Here is a 16,082-nt window from a genome sequence, read left to right as displayed (position 1 = left end):
CATTAGTCGTTGCAGGTAATCTAGCACCTGCGACTGACTTATGCGACAGACGAAAGCCCTCAGAACCTGACGATGCGCGTGTGTCGCATAACTTAGGATAAAAGCATCAATCAGGCTTCGCCTGAAGACGCCCGGCCTTCGATAGCTGCTGGTGGACAGCTTGCTAGTAAATTGATAGCGTCGCCGATACTGCTCTTTAAATCAATGGAAGTACCAAGAAAATGAAATCAATAAAAAGAATTTTTTTATTATCAGTTATGATTATTACTGGGTGCTCAACAAACATAGCGCCTCATAAGAACGAAGTGGAAATAAAAGAACCAGAGAGTCACACTTACTTTAAAGCAGCTACTGGACTGCCATCAAATACGAGTCTAACTGCGATGGCGGCAGAAGCAGAAACATGGAAAAAAACACTTCCCGATGATAAGGCAGATTATGGCCCCTACCCCACTGAGTATAAGTCAATAATAAACAGTTACCTACGTAGTATTCTCAAAGACCCCGACTCAGCTAAAATTTCAAAAATATCCAAACCTCGAAAAGAGCACAAGATTGTTAATCAATTTAAGAAAGAAGCGATCTATGGTTACTCCTCATGTGTTTTTCTAAATGCAAAAAACTCTTATGGTGGATACGTAGGCGAGAAGCCCTACTGGTTTTTTATTAGAAATGGAAGAGTCGTAGAGTCGAGCGATAATATGGGGCAAATTTACATTGGAAGGAGTAAAAATTGTACCGATGGCTAAGCCCATTTGGTTTACGACAATATTTTAATGCCTTGTAAATTATAAGTTCGAAAGCATCAGTGAGAGCCAGCACTCGCTGATGCGATCTTTGCGTATTTACCATAACTCCCGTTATTGGAAACGCAGCGGCCTATTCGGACTTCTTCTCTCCGAACGCGCCGGCTGCGATAAACTGCTGCCGTAACGGATTGTTCTCATCGACCACGGTTTTCGGCCGGCCCATGTGGTACTCGGCATATTGGCTTGTACCATCCTGCATCACGCACACGGCGAGAATCTGCCAGCCTTGATCAAGCAGCTTCTGTGCATAGTCAACGCCGTTAACGGTGCGCAGTTCTTGAACGTTTTCAATGGCCATTACTAACCTCTTAATTAGTTATCAACGACCAAGTGCGATTTCACTTTTATTAATAACTTTCTCATTTACCACTCGACGCACAACTGGAGCATGCGGTTTTTTTGGAGGAACCGGTTTTATAGAACTACTTGGTTTGGATTGCCCATCATTCGGTCTCATTTCTTATCTCCCGGTGGTGCCTCGTCCATTGCCAGACGACGGGGTGGAGCACTAGGCTTTACCGGAGCTTGCGGCTTCGGCTTTTGCTCGCTAACAGAAGCTTTTTTGGATTCGCTCAATTTGTCTGACCTCTCTGCAAGAAGCATGCTTTCTAAGATTATAGTTCTTTTTTCTAAATCCGCTATCCGGTCATTTTTCGAATAATCTAATAAATGATTTTTCAAAGAGGAAATCTCACCACCTACATAGCTATCTTTGATAGAAAGATTTTTTCTTGGAGATGAAGTATCCATATCAAAAATAACAAACAATAGGCTCGCAATAGCCAAAGGAGCACACGCAATAAGAAAAGCGGCGATAGCCTTGAAAGCCCATCTTGAGCGGTCTTCATTGACCAAAGCATTATGGGTTGCGCATTGAACATAGGTATCGGATATGAAGTCCTCTGTTTGCTGCGTAGGATCTAGCAAAGGTATATGTTCAGAGGACTCTACTTGAGAGTTATACTGTTCTACTTCTAAATTGTATTTAATCTGATCGTTATAATACTCTTTCAACTTTTCTGCATACGGCATTCTATTGAACTCAGAGCCGCTGAATGCCCTGCAATTAAAGTAAGTAGATATAGCGGCAATAACAAAAACCAGTGCGACAAGAAATGCAATCAAATAAGCAATTTCAGGTTTTACAGAGAAATCTAGGAACCTCGCCAAATAAGCTGTTATTGAAACCAACGCAAATATTGCAGTAAATATTAGATGTGTTTTTATAGAGATATTATCTTTAATCTCTTCCTCATACGCATACATTTTTTCATAAGTGGATACTATATTGTTTTTCAAAATATATAACTTCCCCAAAAATAGCTACTTTTTTAATATTGGTCTGCACGGACTCTTAAATCCATAACTATCTGAGCTGATAGAGCCTGAATATCCTCGTTATGAAAAACCAGGCACGCCCGATGCGACTTGGTTTCAGCGTCCCAATCCTCCAGGTCATCAATCAGGAAGGAGTGCTTGCCTAGGTACGCTGCCGCCAGGTCAGCGGCTAGGCGGCGAGCGGGTTCGCCCGCCGTTTCGAAAACCCAATCCAGAATGTCGCTCATCTGCTGGGCGGGGGCCAGCGGTACAACACCCTTGGCCTGATCCTGGACTAATGCGTTGTAAAGCTGTGCGCCAATCTCGGGATCTTCTGCCGGGTTGCCCGGGCAGAGCCTGAGCTCCCAGGGAATCAGATACATCGATTGGCCGAGAACGTCCTGCAGGACGTAATCCGATGGCTTGACCAAACGCTGCATGAGAGGGCTCCTTGAAAAAATCGCATGGTAGCGCATCCCGAGCAGCCAAAAGCTGCTCGGATAAACCGCCACCTCTGGTGGCGAGAACAGCCTGACAGACGCCTCCCGAGCCCACGAGGGAGGTGAGAAAAAATGGCCCCCAGGCCAAATTTTTTCGGTCTGCCCTGGTGAAGTCCGTTCAGGGCGTAACCAGGGTGCGAAGCATCCGGCCGCACCGCTTGCGTGCGCGTCAGGTGAAACCGGACCAACCTGGATTCGCGATGTAGCAGTCGAGAAAGGGACAAGGGACCGCAACGAGACGTCGCGCAATAGCAGAATGCAGGTTGGTCCGGCTTTGCCGGGCGCGCACGCGGGTGAATTTTCGAGACAAGCCCGTCCAGGGGGCGGGGGAGGAAAGAGGGTGGAGGCTCGCGCAGCGAGTCAGAACCCTGAAAGCCTGACGGGGCGCTCCCCCGGAAGGTTTGGGCGTCCCGTAGGGCGGCCACGACAGACCGTAGGGATGGCGTGCTGTTGCTCTGCTTTTGTCTTTGATTATCTATGTGGCGTTCTATTGGTCGTTCTATTGCTTCGGCTATTGCTCAGGCAATAGAAGACCCATAGGTGTAGCGGCTCGCGTTTGAAACCACGCAGGCTCGCATTTATCCAGCTTTTCGGCTCACATTATTTGCATCTATCCGCAGCCCCTGGCTCAGATTAGCTGCAACTGAACTCACATTATTTGCGACCAGCTCACATTGCTGCTTCATGGGGAGCCCGCAGAATTCGGAAAAAATCGTACGCTAACAGTTCAAGCGTCCCGGCCACGCCTGACTGTAGCTTGTTGACTGGTCAATCTGTCTCGCGGGTAAAGCGATAGAACAAGTTCGGCTCGCTGACCACGTACAAATACCCTTCATCGTCGATGGTTACGCCTTCGGCTTGGGGTATACCTTTCAGCAAACCAGCAAACCCCCTCGCCAAGGAGCGGAAACTCACCACCTTGCCCTCGTCGGTCATTTCAATCAGCAGTTTCGACTCGTCGCTGAGCAGGATCAGATGGCCGCTCTGTTGATCGAATACAACCGAAGACAAGTCAGTGGCAAACACCTTGTCTTTTACTAGGTTGGACATGTCGCGGACGTGCAGGGAAACGCCTCCTTCCAGGCTGGCACGAAGGCCGCTCACTTCCAGTAATTGCCGGGGGTCACGCTCCTTGGTCACAAACAAACGATCACCTTTTAGGTCGTAGGCGAGCCCTTCAAGGCCTTTGTTGTCCTCCTTGCCAAGCGCCAAGGTTAGCGCTGAATACTGGTCTAGGCTCAATGGTCGATCAGGAGAAAGCTTACCGTATTCGTCGATGGGGATATCCACGATAACCAGGCTCTGCCGCCGCTCTTCGGCAATGACCAGTTGACCGTTGCCGGCATAGGACACCGCTTCCACGTCGTGGAAGCCATCCAGGCTGTAACGTCGCTCCACGTCACCGTCACGACTGAGGGCCAGCAGCTCGTTCGGGCCATTGGTAACCGCCCACAGCAGATTTAGGTCAGGATCGAAGGTCAGGCCCGAAAGGTTGTTGTCCACACCGGGAACCGCCTTAGCATCCAGCTCAACCCGATAGCCAGGCAGCCACACAGAGCGCTCCTGCCAATCGTCTGTGTGCCAGTGGGTCTTGATCCAAAAGTACAGACGATCATCAAGGTGATGAGTACGTACTTGGAATACGGTGAGCAACACAAGGCATACAAGCGCCCACATCCAAACACTTACTTTCCGTGTTCGGCCCAGCCAGTTTTTAGCCATCAAATACATTAGAAGCCTCGTTAAATCAGACTGACGCCACGAGCCGTGATGGTTTCAACCCGACTCGGCGCGGCTGGCACAGGTGATACACAACGGCGTGGCCGGATCGAACTCCAGACGGCCCGAGGCGATCAACTCGCCGCATTGGTTACACCAGCCATAGTCGCCCTCGTGCCAGCGCTTGAGGGCCAGTTGGAGACGGACACGTTCATGCCGTGCACGACTGCGGATCGCATCGTTCATCGCTTGTTGCTGGAGTGCGTCCATTCTCGATAGACGCCCCACCTTGCTTTGATCCAGCTCTACCGATTGCGAGCGAGACTCAGCGTCTCCCAGCAATCGATCCAGCTCGGCAGCCCGCTGTTCCAGTAGGGTCTTGAAATGGGCAAGATCGAGGGCGTCGTCCAGGCTCATTAGCGCAGCAGTAACAGCGGACTGGTGGTGGTACGGAGCATGCTGGTAGTGGTGCTGCCGACCAGGAACTGCCGGATACGTGAGTGTCCATAAGCCCCCATCACTAGCAGATCGATGCCATGCTCTTTCTGATAGGCGTGCAGGGTACGTTCTATTTCACCGCTCCGAGTCTCAGCGCGAACGGTAAATCCGGCGTTGATCAGCACTTTCTGCGCCCAGTCCAGCTGCGCGGACGCTTCGTCGTTCACGGGCCCAACCATGACCAGATGGATCGGCAGCCCCTTCAGCAGCGGGCTGGCTGCCAGCATCTCCACACCCTTGCGGGTTGTAGCGCCGCCATCGAATGCCAGCATCGCGCTCTTGGGCTTTTGGAAGTTGGCCGGGGTGACCAGGATTGGCCGGTGCATGATACGAATAACGCTTTCCAGCTGGCTTCCGACATGCTGACTCAGACCGCCACTAGACTCGCCCTGGCGACCGATAACCAGCAAGCGCGTTTCACTTTGCAGCTCTTGCAAGCTCTCCAGTAAATCGCCATGTCGCTGCTTGGACTCCGGTGCGCGCACACCATCATTCACGGCCCGTTCTTTCGCGGCTGCAAGCATGATTCGCCCTTGTTCAAGGGCCAACTTGCCGCGCTGTTCATCCAGGGAAGCAAGCTCATCAAGCAGGTGCTCGCGGCTGCCAAGGCCAATGTTGCCACTCAAATCTGCTGCAACCGGATACTGGCGCTGATCCAGCACATGCAGGAAGGTCAGCGGCGCTTCCAGGCTCAGACTGGCCCAGGCCGCGTAGTCGCAAACAGCTGGAGCCGAGGTGGAACCGTCGATACAGGCAATTACGTGGGTCATTGTTGTTCTCCTTCTCAGTGGCCCATGAGTTGATCAATGGCGTCAGGTTTATCGTGAACACCAAAGCGATCCACGATAGTGGCGCTGGCCTCGTTTAAGCCCAGCACTTCGACTTCAGTACCTTCACGGCGGAACTTAATGACTACCTTGTCCAGGGCTGCAACAGCGGTGATATCCCAGAAGTGTGCACGATTCAGGTCGATGGTTACCTTGTTCAGGGCTTCCTTGAAGTCGAAGGCTGCGACGAACTTGTCAGCCGAGCTGAAGAACACCTGACCGGTGACGTTATAGCTACGATGCTCGCCGGCTTCGTCCAGCGAAGAACTGATCGCCATGTAATGGCCAACCTTGTTGGCGAAGAACATCGCAGCCAGTAGCACGCCGGCTAACACGCCGAAGGCCAGGTTGTGGGTGGCCACCACGACCACCACGGTGACGACCATGACAATGTTGGTCGACAACGGATGCTTCTTCAGGTTGCGCAGCGAATCCCAACTGAAGGTGCCGATGGACACCATGATCATCACTGCCACCAGCGCAGCCATTGGGATCTGCTTCAGCCAGTCGCCGAGGAAAACCACCATCAGCAGCAGAAATACGCCTGCGGCAAGAGACGACAGGCGAGAACGACCGCCGGATTCCACGTTAATGATCGACTGACCAATCATCGCGCAGCCAGCCATACCGCCGATCAGACCCGAAGCAATGTTGGCCACGCCCTGGCCCTTGCACTCGCGGTTCTTGTCACTCGGGGTGTCGGTCAGGTCGTCGACAATGGTCGCGGTCATCATCGACTCCAACAGACCGACCACAGCCAGTGCTGCCGAATAAGGAAAGATGATGGCCAGCGTCTCGAATGTCAGCGGCACATCAGGCCAGAGGAAGATCGGTAGCGTATCCGGCAGTTCACCCATATCACCGACCGTGCGGATATCCAGACCAACCGACATGGCGACGGCGGTCAGCACGATGATGCACACCAGCGGCGATGGGATGAGCTTGCCGATCTTGGGGACATAGGGGAACAGATAGATGATGCCGAGGCCTGCGGCTGTCATGGCGTAGACGTGCCAGGTGACATTAGTCAGCTCGGGCAGCTGAGCCATGAAAATCAGGATCGCCAGTGCATTGACAAAACCGGTCACCACCGAGCGCGAGACGAAGCGCATCAGCGATCCGAGCTTCAGGTAGCCAGCAGCAATTTGTAGCACGCCACATAGCAGCGTGGCGGCCAGCAGATATTCAAGACCATGGTTCTTGACCAGAGTCACCATCAGCAGTGCCATGGCACCCGTTGCGGCCGAAATCATGCCTGGGCGGCCACCGACAAAGGCGATCACCACAGCGATACAGAAAGAGGCGTAAAGGCCGACCTTAGGGTCAACGCCAGTAATGATCGAGAAGGCGATGGCTTCAGGGATTAGGGCCAGTGCGACCACAAGACCGGCGAGGATGTCGCCACGGATGTTGGATAACCAGGTTTGTTTTAACGAGTGGAGCATCAGAATTCCCAAGGCAATGGATCGCGCAGCACAGCATGGCGCAGGCCAAGTGCAGCTGGTCGATACGAGGTCAAATGTCGGATGTAGAGGAGCTGTGGCGGGTGTTAAAACCTAAAGCACAGCAGAAAGCGACCGCTGGCAGAGCAAGCAGTCACAGATGATGCGGGGGGGCGAAGCGCTATGGCGGCGTAGGCAGCCAGATCATGTTTTGCAGGGTAAGCATGAGGTCTTATCGAGTGTCTTTAGTAACTCAATGGCCGCAACAGTCTACAGGAAGAGGGCAATTTCTGCGAGTCACCCCCGGACTAGGGCGTCCTGTTTGGATGTCAGCCTGAGCTATACCCTAACTGGATGTCAGGCAAGGCGCATCACGCCGTCAGAATAGAGTCCGCTTTCACATTCTTTGACACATGCTTGCCAAGGTCATAGATTTCAGCCTGACAAATTCAAGGCTTCGGGCGCAATGGAACCAAAAACCAACGCAAGCCCTGCCGCCCATCCAGCCCATGGAGGCATCTTGCAGGGACAACGCATCGGTTACGTCCGGGTCAGCAGCTTCGACCAGAACCCGGAACGCCAACTTGAACAGGTCGAGGTCGGCAAGCTGTTCACCGACAAAGCCTCGGGCAAGGACACCCAGCGTCCCCAGCTGGAGGCCATGCTCGGTTTCGTTCGCGAAGGCGACACCGTGGTGGTGCACAGCATGGATCGCCTGGCACGAAACCTCGATGATTTGCGCCGCCTGGTGCAGAAGCTGACCCAGCGCGGTGTGCGCATCGAGTTCTTGAAGGAAGGCCTGGTGTTCACCGGCGAGGACTCGCCGATGGCCAACCTGATGCTGTCGGTCATGGGGGCCTTTGCCGAGTTTGAGCGCGCCCTGATTCGCGAGCGGCAGCGCGAGGGCATCGCCCTGGCCAAGCAGCGCGGTGCCTACCGGGGCCGCAAGAAAGCCCTCTCCGACGAGCAAGCCATCACGCTGCGGCAGCGGGCCGCTGCGGGCGAGCCGAAGGCGCAGCTCGCCCGCGAGTTCGGCATCAGCCGAGAAACCCTCTATCAGTACCTTCGCAAGGACGACTGAACCATGCCGCGTCGCTCGATTCTCTCGGCTACGGAGCGCGACACCTTGCTTGCGTTGCCGGAAAGCCAGGATGACCTGATCCGCTACTACACCTTCAACGACTCCGACCTGTCGCTGATCCGCCAGCGGCGCGGCGACGCCAACCGCCTGGGCTTCGCGGTGCAGCTCAGCCTGCTGCGCTACCCCGGCTATGCGTTGGGCACCGACAGCGAGCCGCCCGAGCCGGTCATCCAGTGGGTGGCCAAGCAAGTTCAGGCCGACCCGGCGAGTTGGTTGAAGTACGGCGAACGCGACGTGACTCGCCGCGAGCACGCCCAGGAACTGCGCACCTACCTACAACTGGCCCCGTTCGGCCTGTCCGACTTCCGCGCCCTGGTGCGCGAGCTGACCGAGTTGGCCCAGCAGACCGACAAGGGCTTACTGCTGGCCGGTCAGGCCCTGGAGAGCCTGCGACAGAAGCGGCGCATTCTGCCGGCGTTGAGCGTAATTGATCGAGCTTGTTCGGAGGCCATTGCGCGGGCCAATCGCCGAGTCTACCGCGCCCTGGTCGAACCACTCACGGACTCGCATCGGGCCAAGCTGGACGAGCTGTTGAAGCTCAAGGCCGGCAGCAGCATCACCTGGTTGACCTGGCTGCGACAGGCACCGCTGAAACCGAACTCCCGCCACATGCTCGAACACATCGAGCGGCTGAAGACATTTCAGCTGGTGGACTTGCCCGAAGGCCTGGGCCGACACATCCACCAGAACCGCCTGCTCAAGCTGGCCCGCGAGGGTGGGCAGATGACGCCCAAAGACCTCGGCAAGTTCGAGCCGCAGCGACGCTACGCGACCCTGGCCGCCGTGGTGCTGGAGAGCACCGCGACGGTGATTGATGAGTTGGTCGATCTGCACGACCGTATCCTGGTCAAGCTGTTCAGCAGCGCGAAGCACAAGCATCAGCAGCAGTTCCAGAAGCAGGGCAAGGCGATCAACGACAAGGTGCGCCTGTACTCGAAGATCGGCCAGGCTCTGCTGGAAGCCAAGGAAAGCGGTAGCGATCCCTATGCCGCCATTGAGGCGGTGATTCCCTGGGACGAGTTCACCGAGAGCGTCAGCGAGGCCGAGCTGCTGGCCCGGCCGGAAGGCTTCGACCATCTGCACCTGGTCGGCGAGAACTTCGCCACTCTGCGCCGTTACACGCCGGCCTTGCTGGAGGTGCTGGAACTGCGCGCTGCCCCGGCTGCGCAAGGCGTGCTGGCAGCCGTGCAGACCCTGAGCGAGATGAACGCCTACAACCTGCGCAAGGTGCCGGCCGATGCGCCCACCGCCTTCATCAAGCCGCGCTGGAAGCCGCTAGTGATAACCCCGGAAGGCCTCGACCGGCGCTTCTACGAAATCTGCGCCCTGTCCGAGCTGAAGAACGCGCTGCGCTCCGGTGACATCTGGGTCAAGGGCTCGCGGCAGTTCCGCGACTTCGACGACTACCTGCTGCCGGCAGAGAGGTTCGCCGCGCTCAAGCATGCGCAGGCTCTGCCCCTGGCGATCAACCCGAACAGCAACCAGTACCTGGAAGAGCGCTTGCAGCTGCTGGACGAGCAGCTGGCCACCGTCACCCGCCTGGCCAAGGACAACGAGCTGCCCGATGCCATCCTCACCGAGTCCGGGCTGAAGATCACCCCGCTGGATTCCGCGGTGCCCAATACCGCGCAGGCGCTGATCGACCAGACCAGCCATTTGCTGCCGCGCATCAAGATCACCGAACTGCTGATGGACGTGGACGACTGGACGGGCTTCAGCCGCCACTTCACACACCTGAAGGACGGTGCCGAGGCCAAAGACCGGACATTGCTGCTGTCAGCGATCCTGGGCGATGCAATCAACCTCGGGCTGACCAAGATGGCCGAGTCGAGCCCCGGCCTGACCTACGCCAAGCTGTCCTGGCTGCAAGCCTGGCACATCCGAGACGAAACCTACTCGGCGGCCCTGGCCGAGCTGGTCAACCACCAGTACCGTCATACCTTCGCCGCTCACTGGGGCGACGGCACGACCTCTTCTTCCGATGGCCAGCGCTTCCGGGCGGGTGGTCGAGGCGAAAGCACCGGCCACGTCAACCCGAAGTACGGCAGCGAGCCGGGGCGGCTGTTCTACACCCACATCTCCGACCAGTACGCACCGTTCAGCACCCGCGTGGTGAATGTCGGCGTGCGCGACTCTACCTATGTGCTCGACGGTCTGCTGTACCACGAGTCCGACTTGCGGATCGAGGAGCACTACACTGACACGGCTGGCTTCACCGATCATGTCTTCGCCCTGATGCACCTGCTGGGCTTCCGCTTCGCACCGCGCATCCGCGACCTCGGAGAAACCAAGCTGTATGTTCCGAATAGCGTCCAGGACTACCCGACATTGCGCCCAATGGTTGGCGGCACCCTGAACATCAAGCACGTCCGCGCCCATTGGGACGACATCCTGCGCCTGGCCAGCTCGATCAAGCAGGGCACGGTCACCGCCTCGCTGATGCTGCGCAAGCTCGGCAGCTATCCGCGCCAGAACGGCCTGGCCGTGGCCCTGCGCGAGCTGGGCCGGATCGAGCGCACGCTTTTCATCCTCGATTGGTTGCAAAGCGTCGAGCTGCGCCGGCGCGTGCATGCTGGACTGAACAAGGGCGAAGCCCGCAACTCCCTGGCCAGGGCGGTGTTCTTCAACCGCCTCGGCGAGATCAGGGATCGGAGCTTCGAGCAGCAGCGCTACCGGGCCAGTGGCCTCAACCTGGTGACGGCCGCCATCGTGTTGTGGAACACGGTGTACTTGGAGCGCGCCACCCAGGCGATGGGCGATGCGGGGAAGTCGGTGGATGGTGAGCTGCTGCAATACCTGTCGCCGCTGGGGTGGGAGCACATCAATCTGACCGGCGATTATGTCTGGCGGCAGAGCCGCAGGCTGGAGGACGGGAAGTTTCGGCCGCTAAGGCTGCCCGGAAAACCTTAGCGTACGATTTTTTCCGTTTTCTCTATTCGCCCCTTCATGGGCTCACATTAAATGCAACTGTGATCTGTCCCGTATGGGTAGACCCAAACGGTTCACGGCCGTGAGGCGTTATTTTCGTATCACAAGGATCGGAATGCCTTTTTCGAGACGCGTTACGACAACCGTCTAGAACCTAATGAGACAAAGCCAGTCTTCCGGGGTAATTGCAAATAGCGTGAGCCCGCCACAATGGAATGCGAACCAGCCCCATCGAATGCAAGCCCATTTGCAATTAATGTGAGCCGGTGCCTTTGACTGGTTGCAGTTAATCTGAGCCAGAAATGCCGCTGAATGTGAGCCCGCGTGGTTTCAAACGCGAGCCGCTACACATAGGAAGTACAAAAAGGCAAAGGTACAAAAAGACAGAATCCCAGAGCATTCGCGCTACGCGCTCACCCAGCTCGACCCCCTGAGGGGGGCCCCACTCCCTGGAATCAGATCCAGAGCGAATGCTTGCACAGACAAGATTAATAGCAACATCACTTTATCAGGACGACACTGAAATCCGGCTCGCTGTTATCCCCTGATTACTCGCCTTTGTCGTCTGTGAGCCCGCAGCAGGCGTTTGGATGATCCTTGCTAGCAGAGGCGTCACAGCGCTCCTTGGAGCGCATAAACAAAGTCTCCAGCCGGCAGGCTGGGCATTATTACCGGAGGGGGAGCCACGAAGTGGGGGAACCCCGTAGGGGTGCCCCGGCAGAGCCGCGCTTTTTACTTTTCCCTTTTTAAACCTTTGAGGTCGTCTAGACGCCTTATGTTATGTGGCCTGTAGTGTTCATAAAGGGAGGGATTTGTTGTCATATACGCGCCACGAAGATCTCTTTGCTTCGAGAAAAGAGGTCAGTGATAGTGATAAATCCTGCGTCGCTGCCTGCCTTAAAGTGTCCGAATAGTCATGAAATCCGCAAGCTCGGCGCTTATTCATTCCTTGTTCGTTATGTGAGGGAAAAATGGCTGTGGGTAACTCGGACTAATGCTTTTAATGCTTTTAATGCTTTTAAAAGCTTTTAGTCGGGCTGTATGCCACGTATTACGTGGCATACAGCCTCCATAAAGGGACAGATTTGCGGTCATAAAGGGACAGATTTGCGGTCATAAAGGGACAGATTTGCGGTCATAAAGGGACAGATTTGCGGTATTAAGGGACTTGTATTAAATAGTCCTTTTTATGCTATGGTGGATCTCCCCACGAGGACTACTGATGGCTGAGAAAAGCGAAGTTGTTGTCAAATCTAACCGGCTTGTCGAAGCTAGCTACCGGCTCAACCTGGTCGAACAACAAATCATCCTGTTTGCCATCAGTCGTAGTCGCGACGAACAGCTGGGCCTTTCGCCAGATAAGCCAGTCACGATTGCAGCGAGCGATTTCGCTCAGGCATTCGGGACCAACGAAACCAAGGTTTACGGACAACTTAAAGAAGCGATGGGCGACCTGTTCGACCGCTCGGTGACGATCTATGACACCGATCCGGACACCGGTAAGGACCGTACTGTCACAACCCGATGGATCAGCGACAAGGCTTACATCGACGGAACAGGCCGAATTCAGTTGACGTTCGCCCCTCGGGTGATCCCCTACATCACACGTCTCGAGTCCGAGTTCACGTCATACCGTTTGGAGAAAATCAGTGGCATGTCGAGCGTTCACGCTGTACGGCTCTACGAGCTACTGGTGCAGTACCTCACAATCGGAAAACGCGAGTTGGCACTCGCTAATCTGCGCGAAAGTCTCGGCCTTACCAACGAATACAAGGCAATTAAGGACTTTAAAAAGCGAGTCCTAGATACAGCCGTGGCACAAATCAACGAATACAGCGATATTCGTGTGAGCTACACACAGCGCAAGACCGGACGCACCGTCACCCATCTGATCTTTGCCATCAAACCAGAACCAACATCCGTGCCGGTGAAGCAAAAGCTTGGCAAGCTGACAGACGCTGAGGTTGCCAAACGCGCTCGTCCTGGTGAGAGCTGGGAAGCAGCACATGCCAGACTCAACCAGATCACCTTGGCACTGGCTGAATGACTGGATTGATGTACGTGGGTCGGACTGGGTTTAGATCGTCACCGTCGAGACTAATCGGCCAGTCCGGCCAGTAGATCGGAAAAAGACTTGGCAGGCCCGGGTAATTTTGGCTTTCCCGGGGTTGGCGCTTTTTCAGGTTGAGGCTCAGGGTTGTGCTCAATAAGGCGTTGCTCAGCATTATCAAGGCGTAGCTTCTCGATCTCTTGCCGCAATGGCTCCACCGCTTCAGCGACGGCCTTTGCCACCGCCCTGGCGATGATCTCCCCGAGGTCGCCAGTCACTGTGACGCCGTGTGACATTTCCACTGTGACGCTCTGTGACGCTGGCTCGAAAGCACCGTACACACGCAGTAACTCCGCGGTGTCGATATAGCGACGTCCATCGGACTCTAAGCCATATGATATACGGCCTTCGGTCATTGCCCGGTATATGGACCGGCGCGTTCTGCCGATCAGTGACGCGGCTTCATCTATGGTGTGACGCATGGTGCTCTACCGTCATATGACGCGTCACACTCTTTAGCCTGGCTGGTCATAGGCTCAGCTCGCTGTGTGATCCGAGTCGCACAAGCTGCAAGCGCTCATCGTCGGGCTTGCAGTAGATCAGCAGCCAATCCGGTTTGATATGGCAATCCCGATGGTCTTTCCAGTTACCAGTCAGAGCATGATCCCGATGTTTTTCCGGCAGCGGTTTGTCATTCATCAGGGCAGTGACAATCTTGATGAACAGGCCGCCCGGCTCCAAGTCAGCTCGATGCGGCCCCTTGGCCTCTCGCTTAAAATCTCGCTTGAACTGACTGGTTCTCTCAATCGTCCGCATGCAAATCCGCCATCAGATCATCAATGGTGGCGAACTTTTGCAGCTTTCCGCGCCGCGCTTCTTTCATCGCGGCAACGGTTTTGGCGTTGGGCACCAACGGCTCGAATGGCAGCGCCTTTTCCTGCGCTATACGGGTCATCATCATGCGGAAAGCATCGCTAACCGTTAAGCCCATTGTCGCAAGTACTGCAGCGGCTTCTTCTTTGATGTGCTCATCGATACGAGCACGAACGACAGCATTTGTGGACATGGGTAGTCCTCCTATATTGGGCCACAGTGTAGCTCAATATAAGGGTCGCGCATGGTTTTGTGCCGTCACGTGACGCGTCACTGCGTTCTTGCAGTCACGGATAAACTGACCCCCAGCACGTGTAGCACTTTCATCAAGCGATAAAGGTCCGGATCGCCATGGGTACCAAAGAGCTGCTCCAGATCTGCCACGGTGATCCCGGTCAGACTCGCCATTTTGGCCGCCCCAAATGCGCTGATCGCCACACCGATGGAGGCCGCAATATGAGCGGGATGGCCGGTCGCTAAAGCATCCGCAATAAATACAGTCCTGGTTTCTGGATTGGTTAACGCCGCCCCTGGATCATAGATCGATGGCTTTTTTTGCACCCGTTCCGTCTCCCTTTTGCACCCGTTCTATACCCGTTTTGCACCTTACCTGCACCCACCCAACACCTTTTTTGCACCTTACCTGCCACCGACTGGCCACGGTCTTCGACCTGAATGATTTTTACGCCCTTTGAAGAGCCAGATTTTCCCCCTTAACAGGGTCAAAATCTCAATACACATCACGCACCTCAGGCGATGGAAAAAACCTTTATTTTTCAAAAATTTATTAAAAACTAATAATTCTTTGACGCTATACAGTTGTGATACAAAACAAATGATTTAGCCCACAAAACCTGGAGAATTTTGTATAGCACTTGTTATACAACTGGTGCCCAAATGGCCAAGTAACCATTTCGCGCCCGCGAAACTTTCCATTGAGCCGCAGGCGAATGGACAAGCTGTGAAGTGGGCCGGTAGGCCTACTTCACCTATCTTGCCCGCCTATTCAGCCGACTTAATCCGTTGCGCCTGCTGTTCTTTTTCCGTTCTCGTGCCTTTTTCTACCGTTCTTTTGGGGTTGTTTTGCATACGCTCAGCCGTTGTTTAAGGCGTCGGTCCTCTGCTACTGCAGTACAGCAGCCGCCAACAGCCGCTTGCGCGCCTCCTGAGCGCGCCGGGTCTCGTCATCGACTTGGCGGGTGACGTAGAGCGGCAGCGCCAGGCACTCGTCCTGGTCGTCGCCCGGCTCAATAAATCGCGGTACCGAATCCGTGCTGTTCATCCTGTCTCTCCCGTTCTACCTATTGAGGCAGTGCGCGGTATAGCGTGGCTCGATGAACGCCTAGGAGCCGTGCAACTTCGGAAACCGATTGCCCCCCGTCGATCAGCTGTCGTGCATGGGCGATCTGTTCTGGGGTTAAAACAGGTTTTGGGCCGAATCGAACGCCTTTAGCTTTGGCAGCAGCACGGCCAGCACTGGTGCGCTCACCAATGAGGGATCGCTCAAAGTCAGCAATGCCGGCGAAGATCGTTAACACCATACGCCCAGCTGGAGACGTCGTATCGGCCCAAGGCTCAGCAAGCGAACGCAGACCTGCACCTAAGGTTTTGAGTCGTTCTGCAATGTGGAGCAGGTCGGTGGTTGACCTGGCCAAGCGATCCAACCGCGTCACAGTCAGTACATCACCAGGGCGAAGGTGATCGAGCAGCCGACTAAGTTCGGGGCGGTCTTGCTTGGCCCCACTGACCTTCTCTTCAAAAATCCGCTGACAACCGTTTTGCCCTAAAGCGATCCGTTGCTGCTCCAGCTCCTGACCTTGCGTCGAAACCCGAGCGTAGCCAATCTGCTGTCCTGCATTTTCCATGGGGACACCTGTCGCATTAGTCGTTGCAGGTAATCTAGCACCTGCGACTGACTTATGCGACAGACGAAAGCCCTCAGAACCTGACGATGCGCGTGTGTCGCATAACTTAGGAT

Annotated in this window: 17 protein-coding genes; 4 read left to right on the top strand and 13 right to left on the bottom strand. The window is 55.2% G+C overall.

Annotated features, from left to right (window positions below; translation table 11 throughout):
- The first annotated feature begins 221 nt into the window (after nucleotides 1–221).
- Nucleotides 222–749, top strand: a complete 528-nt coding sequence (locus ACZRJQ_RS21710; RefSeq protein ID WP_153336868.1) for a hypothetical protein — start codon at nucleotides 222–224, stop codon at nucleotides 747–749.
- A gap of 130 nt (nucleotides 750–879) precedes the next feature.
- Here the strand turns inward: ACZRJQ_RS21710 and ACZRJQ_RS21705 are convergent, their stop codons facing one another.
- The 7 genes from ACZRJQ_RS21705 to ACZRJQ_RS21675 all read right to left on the bottom strand — a co-directional run bounded on the left by ACZRJQ_RS21705 (nucleotide 880) and on the right by ACZRJQ_RS21675 (nucleotide 7,115).
- Nucleotides 880–1,107, bottom strand: coding sequence for a hypothetical protein (locus tag ACZRJQ_RS21705; protein ID WP_153336867.1), 228 nt, complete (start codon nucleotides 1,105–1,107; stop codon nucleotides 880–882).
- A 155-nt stretch (nucleotides 1,108–1,262) separates the two neighbouring features.
- Nucleotides 1,263–2,108 carry a hypothetical protein gene (locus ACZRJQ_RS21700; protein ID WP_153336866.1) on the bottom strand — a complete coding sequence of 282 codons (846 nt, stop codon included), beginning with the start codon at nucleotides 2,106–2,108 and terminating at the stop codon, nucleotides 1,263–1,265.
- A 32-nt stretch (nucleotides 2,109–2,140) separates the two neighbouring features.
- The gene (locus tag ACZRJQ_RS21695; RefSeq protein ID WP_463980332.1) at nucleotides 2,141–2,566 is read right to left on the bottom strand and encodes a hypothetical protein; all 426 of its coding nucleotides are present in this window, start codon (nucleotides 2,564–2,566) and stop codon (nucleotides 2,141–2,143) included.
- An 828-nt stretch (nucleotides 2,567–3,394) separates the two neighbouring features.
- A complete protein-coding gene (locus ACZRJQ_RS21690; protein WP_010794530.1) occupies nucleotides 3,395–4,357 on the bottom strand; it encodes an SdiA-regulated domain-containing protein in 963 nt (320 codons plus the stop codon).
- Between the two features lie 45 nt (nucleotides 4,358–4,402).
- The gene (locus ACZRJQ_RS21685) at nucleotides 4,403–4,762 is read right to left on the bottom strand and encodes a TraR/DksA family transcriptional regulator (protein WP_003090764.1); all 360 of its coding nucleotides are present in this window, start codon (nucleotides 4,760–4,762) and stop codon (nucleotides 4,403–4,405) included.
- Nucleotides 4,762–5,613, bottom strand: a complete 852-nt coding sequence (locus tag ACZRJQ_RS21680) for a universal stress protein (protein WP_003090760.1) — start codon at nucleotides 5,611–5,613, stop codon at nucleotides 4,762–4,764. Before ACZRJQ_RS21680 ends, ACZRJQ_RS21685 begins: the two co-directional genes overlap by 1 nt.
- Before the next feature lie 14 nt (nucleotides 5,614–5,627).
- On the bottom strand, nucleotides 5,628–7,115 hold the full coding sequence (locus ACZRJQ_RS21675; RefSeq protein WP_463980331.1) for a SulP family inorganic anion transporter: 1,488 nt from the start codon (nucleotides 7,113–7,115) through the stop codon (nucleotides 5,628–5,630).
- A gap of 517 nt (nucleotides 7,116–7,632) precedes the next feature.
- Here ACZRJQ_RS21675 and ACZRJQ_RS21670 point away from each other — a divergent pair.
- The 3 genes from ACZRJQ_RS21670 (at nucleotide 7,633) to repM (ending at nucleotide 13,228) form a co-directional block, all read left to right on the top strand.
- Complete coding sequence (locus ACZRJQ_RS21670; RefSeq protein ID WP_003090771.1) at nucleotides 7,633–8,193, top strand: recombinase family protein; 561 nt, start codon at nucleotides 7,633–7,635, stop codon at nucleotides 8,191–8,193.
- A 3-nt stretch (nucleotides 8,194–8,196) separates the two neighbouring features.
- Nucleotides 8,197–11,163 carry a Tn3 family transposase gene (locus ACZRJQ_RS21665; protein ID WP_003090772.1) on the top strand — a complete coding sequence of 989 codons (2,967 nt, stop codon included), beginning with the start codon at nucleotides 8,197–8,199 and terminating at the stop codon, nucleotides 11,161–11,163.
- Between the two features lie 1,240 nt (nucleotides 11,164–12,403).
- Nucleotides 12,404–13,228, top strand: coding sequence for a replication initiation protein RepM (gene repM / locus ACZRJQ_RS21660; protein WP_024265234.1), 825 nt, complete (start codon nucleotides 12,404–12,406; stop codon nucleotides 13,226–13,228).
- 50 nt (nucleotides 13,229–13,278) lie between these two features.
- Here repM and ACZRJQ_RS21655 read toward each other — a convergent pair whose 3' ends face one another.
- The 6 genes from ACZRJQ_RS21655 to ACZRJQ_RS21630 form a co-directional block, all read right to left on the bottom strand.
- Nucleotides 13,279–13,713 (bottom strand): hypothetical protein, encoded by a 435-nt coding sequence (locus tag ACZRJQ_RS21655; RefSeq protein WP_024265235.1) that lies wholly within the window; start codon nucleotides 13,711–13,713, stop codon nucleotides 13,279–13,281.
- A 46-nt stretch (nucleotides 13,714–13,759) separates the two neighbouring features.
- On the bottom strand, nucleotides 13,760–14,047 hold the full coding sequence (locus tag ACZRJQ_RS21650; protein ID WP_024265236.1) for a type II toxin-antitoxin system YafQ family toxin: 288 nt from the start codon (nucleotides 14,045–14,047) through the stop codon (nucleotides 13,760–13,762).
- Complete coding sequence (locus tag ACZRJQ_RS21645) at nucleotides 14,034–14,297, bottom strand: type II toxin-antitoxin system RelB/DinJ family antitoxin (protein WP_024265237.1); 264 nt, start codon at nucleotides 14,295–14,297, stop codon at nucleotides 14,034–14,036. Before ACZRJQ_RS21645 ends, ACZRJQ_RS21650 begins: the two co-directional genes overlap by 14 nt.
- Nucleotides 14,298–14,374: 77 nt before the next feature.
- A complete protein-coding gene (locus ACZRJQ_RS21640; protein ID WP_463863208.1) occupies nucleotides 14,375–14,665 on the bottom strand; it encodes a helix-turn-helix domain-containing transcriptional regulator in 291 nt (96 codons plus the stop codon).
- 562 nt (nucleotides 14,666–15,227) lie between these two features.
- Entirely contained in the window at nucleotides 15,228–15,386 is a 159-nt protein-coding gene (locus tag ACZRJQ_RS21635) for a hypothetical protein (protein WP_024265239.1), read from the bottom strand.
- 19 nt (nucleotides 15,387–15,405) lie between these two features.
- Nucleotides 15,406–15,969, bottom strand: coding sequence for a recombinase family protein (locus tag ACZRJQ_RS21630; RefSeq protein WP_024265240.1), 564 nt, complete (start codon nucleotides 15,967–15,969; stop codon nucleotides 15,406–15,408).
- Nucleotides 15,970–16,082: the final 113 nt, after the last annotated feature.

It is taken from the genome of Pseudomonas sp. E315 (assembly GCF_055406205.1).
This window is presented reverse-complemented; position numbering and strand designations above follow the sequence as displayed.

Coding starts and splice junctions, on each gene's coding strand:
- ACZRJQ_RS21710 (WP_153336868.1), top strand. CDS start 222: ATGAAATCAATAAAAAGAATTTTTTTATTATCAGTTATGATTATTACT.
- ACZRJQ_RS21705 (WP_153336867.1), bottom strand. CDS start 1,107: ATGGCCATTGAAAACGTTCAAGAACTGCGCACCGTTAACGGCGTTGAC.
- ACZRJQ_RS21695 (WP_463980332.1), bottom strand. CDS start 2,566: ATGCAGCGTTTGGTCAAGCCATCGGATTACGTCCTGCAGGACGTTCTC.
- ACZRJQ_RS21690 (WP_010794530.1), bottom strand. CDS start 4,357: ATGTATTTGATGGCTAAAAACTGGCTGGGCCGAACACGGAAAGTAAGT.
- ACZRJQ_RS21685 (WP_003090764.1), bottom strand. CDS start 4,762: ATGAGCCTGGACGACGCCCTCGATCTTGCCCATTTCAAGACCCTACTG.
- ACZRJQ_RS21680 (WP_003090760.1), bottom strand. CDS start 5,613: ATGACCCACGTAATTGCCTGTATCGACGGTTCCACCTCGGCTCCAGCT.
- ACZRJQ_RS21675 (WP_463980331.1), bottom strand. CDS start 7,115: ATGCTCCACTCGTTAAAACAAACCTGGTTATCCAACATCCGTGGCGAC.
- ACZRJQ_RS21665 (WP_003090772.1), top strand. CDS start 8,197: ATGCCGCGTCGCTCGATTCTCTCGGCTACGGAGCGCGACACCTTGCTT.
- repM (WP_024265234.1), top strand. CDS start 12,404: ATGGCTGAGAAAAGCGAAGTTGTTGTCAAATCTAACCGGCTTGTCGAA.
- ACZRJQ_RS21655 (WP_024265235.1), bottom strand. CDS start 13,713: ATGCGTCACACCATAGATGAAGCCGCGTCACTGATCGGCAGAACGCGC.
- ACZRJQ_RS21650 (WP_024265236.1), bottom strand. CDS start 14,047: ATGCGGACGATTGAGAGAACCAGTCAGTTCAAGCGAGATTTTAAGCGA.
- ACZRJQ_RS21645 (WP_024265237.1), bottom strand. CDS start 14,297: ATGTCCACAAATGCTGTCGTTCGTGCTCGTATCGATGAGCACATCAAA.
- ACZRJQ_RS21635 (WP_024265239.1), bottom strand. CDS start 15,386: ATGAACAGCACGGATTCGGTACCGCGATTTATTGAGCCGGGCGACGAC.
- ACZRJQ_RS21630 (WP_024265240.1), bottom strand. CDS start 15,969: ATGGAAAATGCAGGACAGCAGATTGGCTACGCTCGGGTTTCGACGCAA.